A 15024-nucleotide genomic window follows, 5' to 3' on the forward strand; every position below is an offset into this window, starting at 1 on the left:
CGGCCGGCGGCCCTGGGCCCCCGGTCAGGCCTCAGGGGAGAAGGCGCGGGTGCGGCTGAGCCCGGCGGCGCGCCCCTTGCCCGCCACGACCAGCGCCATCTTGCGGGAGGCCTCGTCGAGCATCTCGTCGCCGAGCATGACCGCGCCGCGGCGGTCGACGGCGGTGGCGTGCTCGTAGGCGTCCAGGATCAGTTCGGCGTGGTCGTAGTCTTCCTGGGTCGGGGCGTAGGCCTCGTTGGCCGCCTCCACCTGGAGCGGGTGCAGCACCCACTTGCCGTCGAACCCGAGCGCCGCGGTGCGGGCGGCCGACCGCCGGAAGGCGTCCACGTCGCGGATCTGGAGGCAGGGGCCGTCGACGGCCTGGAGGCCGTGGGCGCGCGCGGCCGTGAGGATGCGCATGAGGACGTAGTGGTAGGCGTCGCCGGTGTCGTAGCCGGGCGGCTGCTCGCCGACGACCAGGCTCTTCATGTTGAGCGAGGCCATGAAGTCGGCGGGGCCGTAGACGAGCGACTCCAGGCGGGGCGAGGCGGCGGCGATCGCGTCGACGTTCGTCAGGCCGCGCGCGTCCTCGATCTGCGCCTCGATGCCGATCCGGCCGACCTCCAGCCCGACGGCGCGTTCGATCTGGGTGAGGAGGGTGTCGAGCCAGTGCACGTCGCGCGCGGAGGTGACCTTGGGCAGGACGAGGCAGTCGAGCGCGGCCCCGGCGCCCTCGACGACGGCGATCACGTCCCGGTACGCCCAGGCGGTGGACACGTCGTTGACGCGGACCGAGCGCAGTCTGCCGTCCCACCCGCCGTCGTTGAGCGCCCGCACGGCGTTCTCGCGCGCGGCCTCCTTCTCCAGGGGTGCGACGGCGTCCTCCAGGTCCAGGAAGAAGGCGTCGACGTCCAGTCCCCGCGCCTTCTCCACGAACCGGGGGTTGGACCCCGGCACCGCGAGTACCGACCGCCGCGACCTGAGTTCGCCCATCGCCGTTCCCGCTCCGATCGACCGTTGGTGCCGCCGCCTCCGCGCGCGGACGCCCCGCCCGGTGCCGGGGCGCGGGGCTCATCATCGCACCGAGCGGTGCGTAGGGTGTGGTCCGGGGCTCCGACGCGCCCCGGAGAGCACGAGGACCAGGAGCGACCATGTCCGCCACGCACCACCCGACCAGCGCCCATTGGGGCAGCTACCAGGTCGTCGTCGACGACGGCCGCGTGGTGGGCGTGCGTCCGGACCCCGACGACCCGGCGCCGTCCCCCGTGATGGGCAACACCCCGCAGGCCCAGCACCACGCCTCGCGCGTGGCGCGCCCGGCCGTGCGCCGCCGCTGGCTCGACCACGGGCCGGGGCCGGACGCGCGCCGCGGAGACCCGGAGGACGAGTACGTCGAGGTGGAGTGGGGCACCGCCCTGGACCTGCTCGCGGGCGAGCTGGACCGGGTGCGCACCGAGCACGGCAACGCCGCGATCTACGGCGGCTCCTACGGCTGGGGCAGCGCGGGCCGCGTCCACCACGCGCAGAGCCAGTTGCACCGGTTCCTCAACACGATCGGCGGGTACACGCGCTCGCGGACGACCTACAGCCACGGTGCCGTGGAGGTGCTCATGCCCCGTCTGCTGGGGACGCCGGGCGCCAACCGGCTGCTGCACCGCGCCCCCGCGTGGACCCAGATCCGGGAGCACACGCAGCTGCTGGTGTCCTTCGGCGGGCTGCGGGTCTCGAACACGTGGACGTCGTCCGGTGGCCGTGCCGCCCAGACCGCCCTGCCCGCGATGCGCGACGCCGCCGAGGCGGGCGTGGAGTTCGTGTCCGTGTCGCCGCTCGCCGACGACACCGACGAGGGCGTGCGGGCCGAGTGGCTGCCGATCGCTCCGGGCGCCGACACCGCCGTCCTGCTCGCGCTCGTCCACGTGCTGTTCGCCGAGGGACTGGCCGACACCGCGTTCCTCGACCGGTACACGGTGGGCGCCGACCGGCTGCGCGCCTACGTCATGGGCGAGCGCGACGAGCGCGGGAATCCGGGCGGGGTGGCGCGCACCCCCGAGTGGGCCGAGGGCGTCAGCGGGGTTCCGGCCGACCGGCTGCGGGCGCTGGCGCGGCGGATGGCCGAGCGCCGGACGCTGGTGAACGTGGGCTGGTCGGTGCAGCGCGCCCGGTACGGCGAGCAGCCGCTGTGGGCGGGGCTGGCGCTGGCGTGCTGCCTGGGGCAGGTGGGGCTGCCGGGCGGCGGGTTCGCGTCGGGGTACGGGTCGATGGGCAACTACGGCGGCGGGTCGACCCCGCTCGGGCTGCCCCGGATGCCGCAGGGCGACAACGCCGTGGACGCGTTCATCCCGGTGGCGCGGGTTGCCGACATGCTGCTGAACCCGGGTGGGCGCTACCGGTTCGACGGCGCCGACCTGCGGTACCCGGACGTGCGGCTCGTGTACTGGGCGGGCGGCAACCCGTTCCACCACCACCAGGACCTGGCACGGCTGAGTCGGGCGTTCGGCCGGGCGGAGACCGTGGTGGTGCACGAGACGCACTGGACGGCGACCGCGCGCCACGCCGACATCGTCATCCCGTCGACGACCGTGCTGGAGCGCGACGACCTGACCGCGAGCCAGGGCGACCTGACCGTCCGCGCGATGCCGCGCGCGGTGCCGCCGCACGGGCAGGCACGCGACGAGTACGACACTTACGCCGACCTGGCCGAGCGCTTGGGCGTGCGCGAGGAGTTCACCGAGGGGCGGACGAGCGGTGAGTGGCTCCGGCACATCTACGGGCGCTGGCGGTCGATGGCGGCGCGCCGGGGGCTGGAGGTGCCCGACTTCGACGCGTTCTGGGCGCGCGGCCGGGTGGAGATCCCGGGCCGGGTGGAGGACGAGGCGCTGTTCGGGGAGTTCCGGGAGGACCCGGAGGGGCGGCCGCTGCGGACGCCGAGCGGGCGGATCGAGCTGTTCTCGCGGACCATCGCGTCCTTCGGGTACGAGGACTGCCCGGGCCACCCGGTGTGGCTGGCGGGCCCGGCCGTGGAGGAGGACGCCGGGTGGCCGCTCGTGCTGCTGGCCAACCAGCCGAGCGGGCGGCTGCACAGCCAGCAGGACATGGGGGCGCACAGCCGGTCGCAGAAGGTCCGCGAGCGCGCCCCGCTGCGGATGCACCCGGACGACGCCCGCACCGCCGGGGTCGCCGACGGCGACGTGGTGCGGGTGAGCGGCCCGCGCGGTTCGTGCCTGGCGGGGCTGGTGGTCAGCGACGCGCTGCGCCCGGGTGTGGTGCAGCTGTCGACGGGCGCCTGGTTCGACCCGTCCGCGGACGGGGTGACCTGCGCGCACGGCAACCCGAACGTGCTGACCGAGGACGTGGGGACGTCGTCGCTGTCGCAGGCGTGCACGGGCCAGCTGACCCGGGTGCGGGTGGAGCCGTTCACGGATCCGCTGCCCCCGGTGCGGGCCTTCGAGCCGCCGCGCGGAGTCGCGTCGGACTGACCGCGCACGCTCCGGTCCGGCCGGGCGGTGAGGGCTCGGCGATTCGCTGCGCGGCCCTTGGACCACAGATCGGACTCCGGCCTGGCGCCACGATCGGACATCTGGCCCCTGGCACGTGCCTCTCCGACAGGATCTGGCCCGGCCATCCCCTGATGGCCAGAAGTGGACACCAAGAGTGGTTGCTCAGGCACAGTCGAGCATGGAGCCTTGAAGGAAAGCGAATATTCGCGACTAGGCGAGAGTGAGTGCTCATGCGGTTGACCTTCCTCGGCACCAACAGTGAGGGCGGCAAGTGTCCGACCTTGTACGAGACCGACCGAGGCACGATCGTCGTGCAGGGCTACAAGGTCACGGACCCCGAGGCGATGGGAGACGTCCGTGACCTGGCCGACAACGAGACTCTCGTGGAGATTCCACGGGAGCTGCTGCGATACGCGACAGAGCGGGCCTGACCCATGAGTGTTTTCCTCTCGGAGGAGGAGTTCGTCCAACAGTTCCATGACTTTGAGCGAACCGCCTGGAAACTGGAGGTACGGGACCGGTACAACGTCGACGGGGAGAACGAGGACGTCGAGCGGTTCCTGAGGACGGGCGACCCGGGCCGGACAGACGACCACGCCGCTACCTCCCCGTGGCATCGCGACGTGACCCGAGGCCGGAAACAGGGCAAGGTGTGGCAGCGTGTCCGGGTCGTGTCCGAACCGCTGAGCGGGTACATCGCATGGGAGCACGCGGTCACCCGGTTCAACGTCGAAGCCGGGGAGGACATCCGCTGGCTCCCGCGTCACCACCCCTCGGTGGACGACCTCCCCCAACTGGACTTCTGGCTCTTCGACGGCCGTTGGAGCTGCGTCCTACACTTCGATGACGACGACGCTCCCCGCCGGTTGGAACGGATCGACGATCCTGCCGTCATCGGCCGGCACCGCCAATGGTGGGAGACCGCCTGGCGGCACGCGATCCCGCACCACGAGTACGAACCGAGAACACCGAAACGACCTAGGTGACCCACAGCATCGAACGAGCCCGACGAGACTTGGGGCGACGCCTCCGCGAGTTGCGCGTGTCAGCGGGACTGACCGGCATGCGGCTCGCGGACCGTCTGGAGTGGAGCCAGTCCAAGGTCTCCAAGATCGAAACCGGACGCCAAGCGCCCACCTCGGAGGACATCTCCGCGTGGACGCGTGTCTGTGGAGCACCGGAGACCTCCGTCGATCTCTTTGCGCGGCTCCGGGACCTGGAGTCGATGTGGGTCGAATGGAAGGAACAACTCGCCGGTGGGCTGGGTGGCATCCAGTCACGGATGGTCGCCGAGGAGGAACAGGTCTCCCTGTTCCGGGTCTACGAGTCGATGATCATCCCGGGGCTGCTCCAGACACCGGAGTATGCCACCGCCGTTCTGGAGATGGCCAGCCGCAGGAACGGGACCGCGATAGGGCTCGCAGAGGCCGTTGAGCAGCGGATGAGGCGCCAGGAGATCCTCTATCGGCGGGACAAGCGCTTCCAGTTCCTCATCGCCGAAGCGGCACTCCACCACAGGCGCGGGGACCAGGACACCATGATGGAGCAAATTGACCGGTTGATTTCGGTTTCCGGACTTTCCAATGTCTCTGTAGGAATCATCCCTTTTGACGCGCCACCCCCGTATCTTCCTCTCCACGGTTTCTGGGTCCAGGACGAGGACTCCGTCATCATCGAGACCGCGTCCGCTGAGCTGACGTTGACGCACCGCAGTGAGATCGAGCAGTACCTTCGGGTCTTCGAGATGGCCTCGGCCGGAGCCCGCTTCAACGACAGGGCCCGGGCGGTGCTGCACAGGGTCACACAGGCCACGAGCTCCTGACGTGCGCCCTCGGATATTCGCCTCTATTCCCGCCTCTCGCTTGGATTCGGGACTTCGAAGAATAAGCACGAATCTTCATCGACGGAAACTTGTCTGCCGCCTAACGTGGTGCCACATCACTCCGAAGGGAGACCGGATGGAAGAGCAGCACGACGAAATCCCTGACGTCATCGTCCTGGGGAACGCCGCCGACCTGACACTGGGCAGCGACGACCAGAGCATCGAGAGCAAGCAGTCGCCCTACGACTAGACCGACTCATCCCTCGTGTGTGGCGGCCCGGGAGGCTGGCTGCCACACCCCACTCATGCCAGGAGGTTCCGTGAGATGGTTCGGCGGCTGTGCCCCAGAACCGGCTGACGCCCCGATTCCCGTAGATGCGGACCTGTTGTGGATCGACCCGCCCCTGTGGACGGTGGGTTCGTGGCAAAGCCAACACGTTCGCACCATCGTCCACGCTGCTTCACGTCTCGTCGTCATCGGCCCGTGTTCGGCCACTGCTGGGGAACTCCAGGCCGCAGTGGACACACCGGACCTGGGAACGGCGATCGGAAATTGGACCGGATCCTTCACCACCATCCGTAGCACCGCGATCAGGGTGGAGATCGTCACCGACGCCTCCGGCGCGTGCCCTGTGTACACCACTCGTACTGACGACGGCCAGATCATCTGGGGATCCAGTTCGCGCGCACTGGCCGCTTTGACCAGCGCCGACGTGAATCGTGTCTGGCTGACCGCATACCTGGCCGACAAACTCGCCGTACCCCGGGACCAAAGTGCATGGGAAGGCGTGAACCTGGTTCCCCCCGGGCACCGGCTGGTCTTGGAGGGCGGCGATTCAACCGTAACGCGGTGGTGGATACCAGAGAAAAGGCCGAGAAACGAGGCACTCGACCGCATCCGTACCGCACTGATCGAGGGCGTACGCTCACGGGCGACCGGAGAGCGTGTCTCGACCGATCTGTCCGGGATGGACTCCACCACCCTGGCGGCCATCGCGGCCCGGATGGGTCCGGTAACCGGGGTGACCGCCCACCCCGAAGGCGTCACCCGAGGCGGTGACCTGGATTATGTGCGCGCCCTGGACATCCCGGGCCTCGCCCGTGAGCGCTTCTCCATCACCGAACGACACCTGCCGTTCAGTCCTGGAGACGATCCGCTACTCCCTACGGATGAGCCGCCGCCCTCGGCCGTGAGTTGGGCGGCCTTCGCCGGGCAACTGCGCCATGCCGCCACGTCCGGGGCGGTCTCACATCTCACCGGAGACGGTGGTGACAACCACTTCCTTCCGCCACCCACGCACCTGGCGGAGCTGGCACGAAATCACCAGTGGACACGAGTCTGGCATGACTCGTGCGGCTGGGCGCGGCTCCGCCGCCGTAGTCCTTGGCCCCTCGTACGAGCCGCACTCACGCAGGACATCAACGCTCTGGCTCGGTCGACTGCCTCTCCCCCTCCGTGGTCACACGACGCCCCCGTAGCACGTGACCGATACCTGGATGCCGATCACGCGCTGGTCACCCTGATCCACAGGGTGACGCGTGCCGCCGCCTCGGACATACAGTTGGCCGACCACGCAGGAGTCGTCCAGCACAACCCCTACTTCGACGGCGCGGTGCTGGACGCGGTGGTGTCCTTGCCCGCTGCCGATCGATTCTCGGTGGAGCGCTACAAGCCCGCGTTGGTCGACGCGGTTGGTGATCTGCTCCCACAGTCGGTGCGTGAGCGCACGACCAAGGGCTCCTTCGTCGCCGACTACCACCGAGGTCTGCGCACAAACCTGAAGCGGGTGCTGGACTTGTGTGACGGACCGCTGACCGACATGGGACTGGTCGACGGCATCAAGCTTCGTGCTGCGGTACACGCGGCGTCCCTGGGCACCCGGACGCCATGGGCACATCTGGCGACCACCCTCGGCACCCAGATCTGGCTGTTGGCCCTGCGTGATTCCCCGTCTCCGCGCTGGGTTCGATCTCGGGATGTTGTGGCATGACCGAGTTGCCCACAGTCGCGGTGCTCACCAGGCACACCTGCGTACTCATCGACTACCGCACCGGTCATACCGAACTCCGAACGAGACTGCCCGAGAATCGTGACACCTTGGTCATAATTCGACATGAGACCGACGCCGGTTCCTGGGGAACCGAGGAGACGAACGCGGTTCTGCGCACTCCATCGAAGGTCGGGAGCGGCTGGATCCTGGCGGCGATTCCCGCCACAGCGGTGACCGTCCCCGTCCTGTTCTGCGGTTCCCGCCCTCACAGGTTCGCCCGCATGGTACGACTCGCGTGCGTGGGGCGACGGTTCCCACCCGCGACGGACGCACAAGCCCAGCATGTTGTACATGCCGTCAGGCGGATATCCGCCCTGTTCCCGGCCCGGTGGGCGTGCCTGGAGCAGTCCGTCACGGCCGCGCTGCTCCTAGCCATGGTGGGCCGACGTGCGGAGTGGCGGCACGGCGTCGCGACCGACCCGGTACGGCTGCACGCCTGGATCGAAGCCGATGGGTACCCGGTGGAGGAAGAGCCCGGGATCGACGCCTACACCCCGATCTACACACCTGATGGTCCGGCCGTGGGGCCGGGCGAGACCTTGGAGAACACCGTTGAGTGAACCGCACATCCTGTTGGCCGGACAGAACCTCGCCCTGGCCATGCCGCGCCGAGAGATGCTGGAGTCCTATCACTCATGGGAGAACGACCCGGGCACGATTCTGGGGTACGGCAACCAGATGCCCCAGTCCTGGGAAGTCCGCGCGAACGGATGGGAACGTCAACGGAGCAACCACGACTACCCCCAGTTCGAGGTCGTCCAGCTGGAGGACAAAACCGCCGTTGGGATGACGACATTGCAGGTCAACACGTTTGTGCGCACAGCGGAGTTCGTCATCGTGCTCGACCCGGCCGAGCGCGGCAAGGGACACGCCACCGAGGCGACCCGCCTCACCCTGGACTGGGCGTTCCACCTGGCCGCACTGCGCATGGTCTGGCTCAAGGTGCTGGAGCCCAACACGGCGGGCGTGACCGCCTACGAGAAGGCCGGATTCAAGCACGCCGGACGGCTGCGGCGGGCCGGGTACTGGCTCGGCCAACCCGTCGACGAACTGCTCATGGACGCCGCCCCCGAGGACTTCCCCGGCCCGTCAGCCGTGACGAGCGCTGTCCAGCGGCAGGGAACACAACCCCAAGGGTAGGGACGGGGAACCATGGACCCGACGCCTGAGGTACGGCATGAGTCACTGACGGAGACGTTGAGCGTCCTCCGTGACCCCGAAGCGCTCGCAGACCTCGCCGAGTCGGCTAAATCCGAGGCATTCGACTCCGAGGAGGAGATGGCCGAGCTGATGACCCAGCGATTCGGCCGGGCATAACACCCGCCTGATCACGGCGTCCACCACGTCCGGCCCCACCGACGCGCAAGCTCAGGTATGCGGGTGGGACCGGACGGCGTGTGACGTCACGTCCACAGGGTCAGCAGGTGGCCGAGCAGCGTGCCGCCCACGAGCGCGGCCGTGCAGGAGACCGCACGGAACAGCAGGCCTCTTCCACGCCAGCGACGCCGGGACCGGTGGCAGCCTCAACCGTGAGGCGTGGGGTTCGGCTCCCGTACGGGAACGGTCGGCCTCGGTCCGACCCGGCCCCTCCGCTTCTCCTCGGCCACCAGCATCCATGCGGGCAGGATCCCGTGTTCGAGCCGGTAGGCGACCCGGGGGCTGCCCTCCATCTGGGCCAGCAGCCGCTGTTCCCGGGTGAGCGGGGTCGCTCCGGCGGGCCGGGAGAAGCGGCGGCCCCTCGGTGCGTCCAGCACCGCGCGCATGCGCGGATTCACCGTAGTCGTGCTCATCGAAGCGTCTCGCTCTCCGTCGCCTCCACGGAGAACTCGGCCCACACGGCCGTGCCCAGGTCGGCGCAGAGGGGGAACGGAACCACCGGATAGGTGCCCCAGGCCCGCGCGAGTGTGTCGACCAGGAACAGGCCGCGTCCGCGTTCGGCGCTCATCCACTCCGCCTCGGTCCGCTGGCTCGGGATCCGGGGTTCGCTCTCCCGTGCTCCGTCGTCCACGACGACCAGCCGCAGGGCTCCCGGTTTCGGAAGGAAGAGGGCGCGCAGCACCCGGCCGTCCGGCTCTCCGGATCGGCTGTGCTCGATGGCGTTGGCGGCGATCTCGCTGGCGCACAGTGTCACGCGTTCGACCAGTTCCTCATCGAACCCGGTGAGGTCGGTGCGCAGGTCAGCGCGGATCGTGGACATCCGGTCGAGGGTTCCGGGGTAGATCCGTGCCCTCCACGGGGTCACGGAGGGCGTCGAGTGCGGCACAATGGGCATGTCGTCAATGCCTTTCTTTCTGGGGAGACTTGTCGGCCTGCTCTGGGGGGTGTTCGTAGCGCCCCCCAGAGCCTTTTCGTGGGACCGTGTCAGCGCGCGATCGTGGAGAGCGTGGTGAGGCCGCCGACGCGGTTCGTCTCGCTCCCCCTGCCGATGGCTTTGGGGGAAGGGTTCGGCTCCAGACCGCTGGCGGCGTCGGCCAGCAGGGTCAGCGAATCGGCCATCGACAGCGCCGCCCCGCACAGGTCCTCGAAGAGGTCCGAGAACGCCTGGATCTCGCTCGGCGCGGTGATGAGCTGCCCATCGCCGTAGGGGGCGACCACGTGGGCGACGGTGTAGGCCGGTCCCAACGACAGGAGCCGAAACGGACCCATCGGGCAGGGGTGGTCGGCGACGCGGTTCGGGATGACCTGGAAGTGCAGTCCGCTGCCGTGGATCGTGTTGACCAGCCGCCGCAGCTGTTCCCTCATCACCCCCGCACCGCCGACCAGGGTCCGCACGGCGGTCTCGTTGACGACCACGCGCAGATCGCCCGACCGGTTCCACAACCTGCCCCGGCGGCCCGTGTTCCCGGCGAACCGCCGGAGCGCGGTGCCGTAGTCGTGGGTCTGGAGTGGCACGGGGACAGTGCCGGGGCTGAACTCACGGATGGTGTGGGCACTGGTGTCCAGCTCGTACGGGCTCGCGCCACCGGCCAGGTGGGTGTTGATGGTGGCGCGGGCCCAGGCGTTCGTCAGGCGGCCCTTCGCCCCGAACCTGCGGTCGAGGTAGGTGGCGGTGCAGCGGGCCGGGGCCGTCGTGCCGCTCTCGATCTCCCGGAGCTCCTCGGCGCTGAGGACCTCCCGTGTCGCGAGGTCGTGGTGGGTGAGCCCGGCGTCAGCGCGGAACCGCGCGACCCACTCCCCGAACACCTCCCACTCGCTTCGCTCAGGACCGCGGGTTCCCTCGTTGCCCGCACGACCCGCACCTCGTGGAACTCCAGCCATGACGCCTCTCAGGGAAGTAGCGGGATGACTCGGAGCAGTCACCCTCGGCAACCATGATGCCCCCCGATCGACCATCGTGCAATAATTTCACGAAGAAATTCATGCACGATCTCTGGGCTCGGATGAGCACCAGAGACGCGCGCCATGGGACACTTGACCAGCCGCCAGAAGGGATACCTGTGAACGAGTCGGAGCCACGCCCCTCCGTGCGCCAGCGGTGGTTGGGCGAACGTCTCCTGGAGATGCGCTTGACCGCCGGTCACACGTCACTGACGTCCGCTGCCAAGACGCTCAAGCGCTCGGCCCCCTCGATCAGCCGCCTTGAGAACGGGTTGGTCGCCCTCCCGGTACGAGACTTCCCCCCGATCCTCGACGGCTACGGTGTGAGGGACACGCGCACACGTGAGCGCATCCTGGCGATAGCCAGCGAAATCCAGCAGGAGCGTCGCGGCTGGTGGGTCGAGTACGCGGACGCGTTGACACCCAGCTACATCGACCTGGTTCGACTTGAGTCAACGGCGCTCTTCGGGCGTTCCTGGGAACTCCAATACATCCCCGGACTACTCCAGACACGGGAGTATGCGCTCAACCTCGGGCTTGCCCTCAATCAGCACGACGACCGAGGGCAGCTGGAGCAGTTCGTGGATGTCCGCATGCACCGGCAGAGCGTTCTGGACCGGGAGACCGGACCGCTCAAGCTTCACACAGTCCTCTACGAGGCCATCCTGAGACAGCCGGTCGGTGCCCCGAACGCCTTCGCCCGGCAACTCCGACACCTGTTGGAACGGACCGAGGGACCGAACATCACCCTCCAGGTGTTGCGCCAGCCCAGTCGTCCGCATGCCGCGATGACCGGTTCCTTCACGCTTCTGGACCTGCCAAGCCTGACCGTCGCCCAAGTCGAGTTGATGACCAGCACCATCTACGTTGAAAGTGAGCCGGACGTCGCTCGCTACCAACAGGCGTGGAGCGATCTCCTGGCTCAGGCGCTGGACCCCAAAGAATCCCAGCGGCTCATCGAGCAGATGATCGAAGACTTGGGAGCATGACATGTTGACGGGCCAGGAGTGGAGAAAGAGCAGCTACAGCGGACCTCAAGGGTGCGTTCAAGCTCGCCGCCCTGACATAGGCGTGGTCGAGATTGGCGACACAACCCGGCCCCACGGCCCGACCCTCCTGTTGTCGCGCTCCGAGTGGACCCGTTTCCTACTACAGGCGAAGACGGACACATGACGCGGGAACCGTTCCGGAAGAGCTCCTACAGCGCCAACGCACAGGCGTGTGTGGAGGTCGCGGACGCTGCCGCCCTGCACGCGGTTCGTGACTCCAAGGCCCTGGAGCAGTCGCCGCTCATGTTCGGTCGATCCGAGTGGCGCGCCTTCATCGACGCCACCCGCGCGCACGACCTCTGACCAGACACGCAGCGGGGTCCCGGCCGTCTTCCACGGCCGGGCGCTCAGGGTCCTCCTTCGGCGTTGGCGTCCCCTCGCGCCCGGACGCGTAGGCGGGCGGCGACGGGCGCGGCGGAGCGGCGCCGTGCTTCCGGGGCGACCGCTTCCGACCAGGTGAACCGGGGCGCGGCGGCGGGCGTCTCCCCCTCAGAACGCACATCGCCCGATCGGACCACCATGCGCCCCACCCGCCTCATCCCCACTGCCTTCCTCGCCGCTCTGGCCCTCACCGGGTGCGGCGGCGCCGAACCCACCGCCGAGAACGCCGCGGCCGAGTGCGAGCACTACATCGAACATGAGATGGGGTCACCGGGCGACCTCGACTTCGACGACTCCCCGGAGGTCACCCTGACCGCCGAGGACCCGTGGGAGTACGAAGTCGTCGGCGGCGCCGGGCCGGAGGACGGCTCCGGCACGGCGGAGCGCACCGAGTACACGTGCGTCGCCGTCAACAACTCCGGCGACTGGATCGTGGTGGATCTGCGAGCCGACGAGGGGTAGCGCGGAACGGGATACCTGCCCGGGGTCCAGGGTTCCGCGTCTTCGCATCCAGCGCTGCCCCGCTCTTCTCTGTGAGAGTCGGCTCTGGCCGGCTCGGCCTCCACGCGTTCCGTCACCGCACCAGCAGCCGGTCCACTCTCCGGGGCAGCGCCAGCCCGATGAGAGAGACGAGGGCGTACCCCACCTGTCCCGGCGCGAGCATCCCCAGCACGACCCCCGTGTTGGCCCCGGGCGAGCGCAGGAACTCCCTCATCCGCGGATGCGCGTAGGGCACCCCGTTCCCCGACACCAGCAGCGTCCCCACCGCGACCAGGGCCAGCGCCGCCCACACCGTCCCGACCAGGTCGAGTCCGCCCAGCCACGTGCCGACCCGGTCGACCGCCAGCAGCGCGTACGCCGCGCCGTCCGCTCCGGCCGCGACCTCCGCTCCGCCGACCACGGCCGACACACCGGCCGCCACCGGCAGCGCCGCGAACAACACGCCCGCCGACCGGGCCCCGGTCACACCCCCGGTCGCCGACAGCCCCAGCCGCGCGGCCAGGTCGTGCGCGTTCCCCGTCAGCTCCTCCTGCGCCGGATACCGCCGCCAGGCCCGCCCCGCCGACCGGGCCTCGCCCATCGCGTTCGCCCGCCGCCAGCGCAGGAACCGCCACGTGTCGCACAGCGCGGCCGGTCCCCGCCGGGCGGCGATCACGGCCACCATCAGTTCGTGCGCGATCGACGACGCCGCCGTGGCGAGCGTGACCGGCAGGTCCGCCCACGACAGCGCCACCCGCCGGAACAGCGGCGCGATGTCGGCGGGCACCCGCACGCGCATCGCGATCGACCGCCCCCACGCCCTGCGCCGCAGTCCCGCCAGCGGCGGCTGTCCGGGCAGCGCCGGGGTGCTCTCGGCGGCCGTGCCGATCATCCGGTAGTCCATGGCGACCGCGCACACCAACGCCAGGAGCAGCAGCCACGGCGTGAGCACCCCGCCGCCGAGCAGACCGTGGAGGATGTCCGTGGCCGGGTGCAGCGCCACCCCGGCGAGCACGGCGTTGAGGTTGAGGTGGTCCAGCACGGCGACGGCGAGGGCGACCGGCGGCAGCAGCCACAGCCAGCCGCCGTACCGGCGCCCGACGACCGCCAGGCCGAGGGCCGCCCCGACCAGGCCGGTGGTGACGGCGTGTCCCGCGAACGCGGCGAGCACGGTCCCGTCGGGCGCGGTGACGGTGGTGCCGCCCGGCAGGAGGATCCCCCCGTCGGAGGACAGGTCGGCGGCTCCGAGCGCGGTCTCGGTGAGCAGGCGTTCGGCCAGTTCGAGGCCCGCTCCGGAGGCGGCGGCCAGGAGCAGGAGGTCGACGGCGGCCAGGCGGCGCGCACGCCGGTGGGCGACCAGCGCGAACAGCAGCAGCGGCGCGAGCTTGCCCAGCTCCTCGATCGGCACGGCGACGTAGGTGTAGCCGGCCACCCCGTAGGCGTCCGCTCCCAGGAGTCGGAGGACGGCGGACTCGGCGGCGGCGAGCGGCCACACCAGCGCCGCGCCGACGGCGGCCGTCCGCAGCAGGTCGGCGAAGGACACCGTGCGGGACCGGGCGGCCCAGGCCAGTTGGACGAGCAGAACGAGGGTGGCGGCCAGGGCCGGGACCGCGGCGTCCAGCGCGGGGACGGCCAGGGGCGCGGCGAGCAGCACGACGACCATCGCCCATCCCCATGCCCCGCGCAGGGCACGCAGGGCGCGGACGGTGCGCGGCGAACGGCGTCGGGCCAGACCGAACCCGCGCGCGACGCGTTCGGCCAGGTCGGGCCCGGGCCCCCGGGGTGTCTTGGTGTGTCGGGCGCCGGGGTCGAGGCAGCGGTAGAGCTGGGCGGCGCGGGACAGCTGGGAGCCGCCGTCGGCCCTCGCACGGGCGGCGAAGGCGTCGCGTGCCTGGGGGATGTCGGCCCCCACGAGTTCGCGGACGAAGTCGGCGGGTCCGGCCGCGACGGTGAGTTCGTCGGCGGCGACGAGCACGGCTGCGGAGAAGTCCTCGACGCAGACGAGGAAGTCGGTGGGGTGCGGCCCCCAGCCCCGGATGAGGTCGATGAGGGTGTCGGTGTCGAGCGGGACCTCGGTGACGGGTTCGTAGGAGAACTCGGCGCGCGTGCGGCAGACCAGGAGCCGGGCGACGCCCATGGCACGGCCCGCCGCCACGATCGCGCGGATCAGGTTGCGGTCGCGCGGCACGACGAACGGGGTCGTGACCTTGCCTCCGGCCCGGATCCATTGCGGGTCGAACTCGGTGGCTCCGGCGCAGACACGCAGCACGAGGTCGCGCGCGAGCATGGCCTGTTCTTCCATGGTGGATCCTCGAGCCGTACCGGGGGGCGGTCCGGGCCGCCGGGGGCGGGGCGACCCGGACCGAGCATAACGGCGCGGTGGGTGGGGCGCGTCACGCGGCCTCTCACCGAGGGCAGCGCCCCCGCGACGCCCCGTGCGCCGGCCG

General features: G+C 70.2%; 17 protein-coding genes. 12 read left to right on the forward strand and 5 right to left on the reverse strand.

What is annotated here, in order from left to right:
• Positions 1-24: 24 nt before the first annotated feature.
• Positions 25-972, reverse strand: coding sequence for an HpcH/HpaI aldolase/citrate lyase family protein (locus ACIBFB_RS17475; protein ID WP_397231241.1), 948 nt, complete (start codon positions 970-972; stop codon positions 25-27).
• Positions 973-1130: 158 nt separating this feature from the next.
• On the opposite strand from ACIBFB_RS17475, the gene ACIBFB_RS17480 reads away from it, so the two are divergent.
• The 8 genes from ACIBFB_RS17480 to ACIBFB_RS17515 all read left to right on the forward strand — a co-directional run bounded on the left by ACIBFB_RS17480 (position 1131) and on the right by ACIBFB_RS17515 (position 8489).
• Positions 1131-3455, forward strand: coding sequence for a molybdopterin-dependent oxidoreductase (locus ACIBFB_RS17480; protein ID WP_397231243.1), 2325 nt, complete (start codon positions 1131-1133; stop codon positions 3453-3455).
• Positions 3456-3706: 251 nt separating this feature from the next.
• Positions 3707-3907 carry a hypothetical protein gene (locus ACIBFB_RS17485; RefSeq protein ID WP_397231245.1) on the forward strand — a complete coding sequence of 67 codons (201 nt, stop codon included), beginning with the start codon at positions 3707-3709 and terminating at the stop codon, positions 3905-3907.
• 3 nt (positions 3908-3910) lie between these two features.
• The gene (locus tag ACIBFB_RS17490; RefSeq protein WP_397231247.1) at positions 3911-4462 is read left to right on the forward strand and encodes a DUF6879 family protein; all 552 of its coding nucleotides are present in this window, start codon (positions 3911-3913) and stop codon (positions 4460-4462) included.
• Positions 4459-5298 (forward strand): helix-turn-helix domain-containing protein, encoded by an 840-nt coding sequence (locus ACIBFB_RS17495; RefSeq protein ID WP_397231249.1) that lies wholly within the window; start codon positions 4459-4461, stop codon positions 5296-5298. Before ACIBFB_RS17490 ends, ACIBFB_RS17495 begins: the two co-directional genes overlap by 4 nt.
• 136 nt (positions 5299-5434) lie before the next feature.
• Complete coding sequence (locus ACIBFB_RS17500) at positions 5435-5548, forward strand: albusnodin family lasso peptide (protein WP_397231251.1); 114 nt, start codon at positions 5435-5437, stop codon at positions 5546-5548.
• A 70-nt stretch (positions 5549-5618) separates the two neighbouring features.
• Positions 5619-7289 carry an albusnodin/ikarugamycin family macrolactam cyclase gene (locus ACIBFB_RS17505; protein ID WP_397231253.1) on the forward strand — a complete coding sequence of 557 codons (1671 nt, stop codon included), beginning with the start codon at positions 5619-5621 and terminating at the stop codon, positions 7287-7289.
• Positions 7286-7909: a lasso peptide biosynthesis B2 protein gene (locus ACIBFB_RS17510; RefSeq protein ID WP_397231255.1), complete on the forward strand. Its 624-nt coding sequence runs from the start codon at positions 7286-7288 to the stop codon at positions 7907-7909. Before ACIBFB_RS17505 ends, ACIBFB_RS17510 begins: the two co-directional genes overlap by 4 nt.
• A complete protein-coding gene (locus ACIBFB_RS17515; RefSeq protein ID WP_397231258.1) occupies positions 7902-8489 on the forward strand; it encodes a GNAT family N-acetyltransferase in 588 nt (195 codons plus the stop codon). Before ACIBFB_RS17510 ends, ACIBFB_RS17515 begins: the two co-directional genes overlap by 8 nt.
• 383 nt (positions 8490-8872) lie before the next feature.
• On the opposite strand, the gene ACIBFB_RS17520 is transcribed toward ACIBFB_RS17515, so the two are convergent.
• The 3 genes from ACIBFB_RS17520 to ACIBFB_RS17530 form a co-directional block, all read right to left on the reverse strand.
• The gene (locus ACIBFB_RS17520; RefSeq protein ID WP_397231260.1) at positions 8873-9139 is read right to left on the reverse strand and encodes a hypothetical protein; all 267 of its coding nucleotides are present in this window, start codon (positions 9137-9139) and stop codon (positions 8873-8875) included.
• Entirely contained in the window at positions 9136-9621 is a 486-nt protein-coding gene (locus ACIBFB_RS17525) for an ATP-binding protein (RefSeq protein ID WP_397231262.1), read from the reverse strand. The genes ACIBFB_RS17520 and ACIBFB_RS17525 overlap by 4 nt, the downstream gene beginning before the upstream one ends.
• An 89-nt stretch (positions 9622-9710) precedes the next feature.
• The gene (locus ACIBFB_RS17530) at positions 9711-10532 is read right to left on the reverse strand and encodes a Scr1 family TA system antitoxin-like transcriptional regulator (protein WP_397231264.1); all 822 of its coding nucleotides are present in this window, start codon (positions 10530-10532) and stop codon (positions 9711-9713) included.
• Between the two features lie 254 nt (positions 10533-10786).
• Between ACIBFB_RS17530 and ACIBFB_RS17535 the strand changes: the two genes are divergently transcribed.
• From ACIBFB_RS17535 to ACIBFB_RS17550, 4 genes are all read left to right on the forward strand, one after another.
• On the forward strand, positions 10787-11656 hold the full coding sequence (locus ACIBFB_RS17535) for a DUF5753 domain-containing protein (RefSeq protein WP_397231266.1): 870 nt from the start codon (positions 10787-10789) through the stop codon (positions 11654-11656).
• A gap of 1 nt (position 11657) precedes the next feature.
• Positions 11658-11840, forward strand: a complete 183-nt coding sequence (locus ACIBFB_RS17540) for a DUF397 domain-containing protein (RefSeq protein ID WP_397231268.1) — start codon at positions 11658-11660, stop codon at positions 11838-11840.
• Positions 11837-12019, forward strand: a complete 183-nt coding sequence (locus ACIBFB_RS17545) for a DUF397 domain-containing protein (protein WP_397231270.1) — start codon at positions 11837-11839, stop codon at positions 12017-12019. Before ACIBFB_RS17540 ends, ACIBFB_RS17545 begins: the two co-directional genes overlap by 4 nt.
• A gap of 216 nt (positions 12020-12235) precedes the next feature.
• Entirely contained in the window at positions 12236-12559 is a 324-nt protein-coding gene (locus ACIBFB_RS17550; RefSeq protein WP_397231272.1) for a hypothetical protein, read from the forward strand.
• Between the two features lie 112 nt (positions 12560-12671).
• Here ACIBFB_RS17550 and ACIBFB_RS17555 read toward each other — a convergent pair whose 3' ends face one another.
• The gene (locus tag ACIBFB_RS17555; protein ID WP_397231274.1) at positions 12672-14879 is read right to left on the reverse strand and encodes a PrsW family intramembrane metalloprotease; all 2208 of its coding nucleotides are present in this window, start codon (positions 14877-14879) and stop codon (positions 12672-12674) included.
• Positions 14880-15024 lie beyond the last annotated feature (145 nt).

This window comes from Nocardiopsis sp. NPDC050513, assembly GCF_044457925.1.
GTDB lineage: Bacteria > Actinomycetota > Actinomycetes > Streptosporangiales > Streptosporangiaceae > Nocardiopsis.

Excerpts from the sequence above, each read along its gene's own strand:
- ACIBFB_RS17480 (WP_397231243.1), top strand. The coding sequence starts at position 1,131 with ATGTCCGCCACGCACCACCCGACCAGCGCCCATTGGGGCAGCTACCAG.
- ACIBFB_RS17540 (WP_397231268.1), top strand. The coding sequence starts at position 11,658 with ATGTTGACGGGCCAGGAGTGGAGAAAGAGCAGCTACAGCGGACCTCAA.
- ACIBFB_RS17525 (WP_397231262.1), bottom strand. The coding sequence starts at position 9,621 with ATGCCCATTGTGCCGCACTCGACGCCCTCCGTGACCCCGTGGAGGGCA.
- ACIBFB_RS17500 (WP_397231251.1), top strand. The coding sequence starts at position 5,435 with ATGGAAGAGCAGCACGACGAAATCCCTGACGTCATCGTCCTGGGGAAC.
- ACIBFB_RS17510 (WP_397231255.1), top strand. The coding sequence starts at position 7,286 with ATGACCGAGTTGCCCACAGTCGCGGTGCTCACCAGGCACACCTGCGTA.
- ACIBFB_RS17475 (WP_397231241.1), bottom strand. The coding sequence starts at position 972 with ATGGGCGAACTCAGGTCGCGGCGGTCGGTACTCGCGGTGCCGGGGTCC.
- ACIBFB_RS17545 (WP_397231270.1), top strand. The coding sequence starts at position 11,837 with ATGACGCGGGAACCGTTCCGGAAGAGCTCCTACAGCGCCAACGCACAG.
- ACIBFB_RS17485 (WP_397231245.1), top strand. The coding sequence starts at position 3,707 with ATGCGGTTGACCTTCCTCGGCACCAACAGTGAGGGCGGCAAGTGTCCG.
- ACIBFB_RS17555 (WP_397231274.1), bottom strand. The coding sequence starts at position 14,879 with ATGGAAGAACAGGCCATGCTCGCGCGCGACCTCGTGCTGCGTGTCTGC.
- ACIBFB_RS17520 (WP_397231260.1), bottom strand. The coding sequence starts at position 9,139 with ATGAGCACGACTACGGTGAATCCGCGCATGCGCGCGGTGCTGGACGCA.
- ACIBFB_RS17490 (WP_397231247.1), top strand. The coding sequence starts at position 3,911 with ATGAGTGTTTTCCTCTCGGAGGAGGAGTTCGTCCAACAGTTCCATGAC.
- ACIBFB_RS17550 (WP_397231272.1), top strand. The coding sequence starts at position 12,236 with ATGCGCCCCACCCGCCTCATCCCCACTGCCTTCCTCGCCGCTCTGGCC.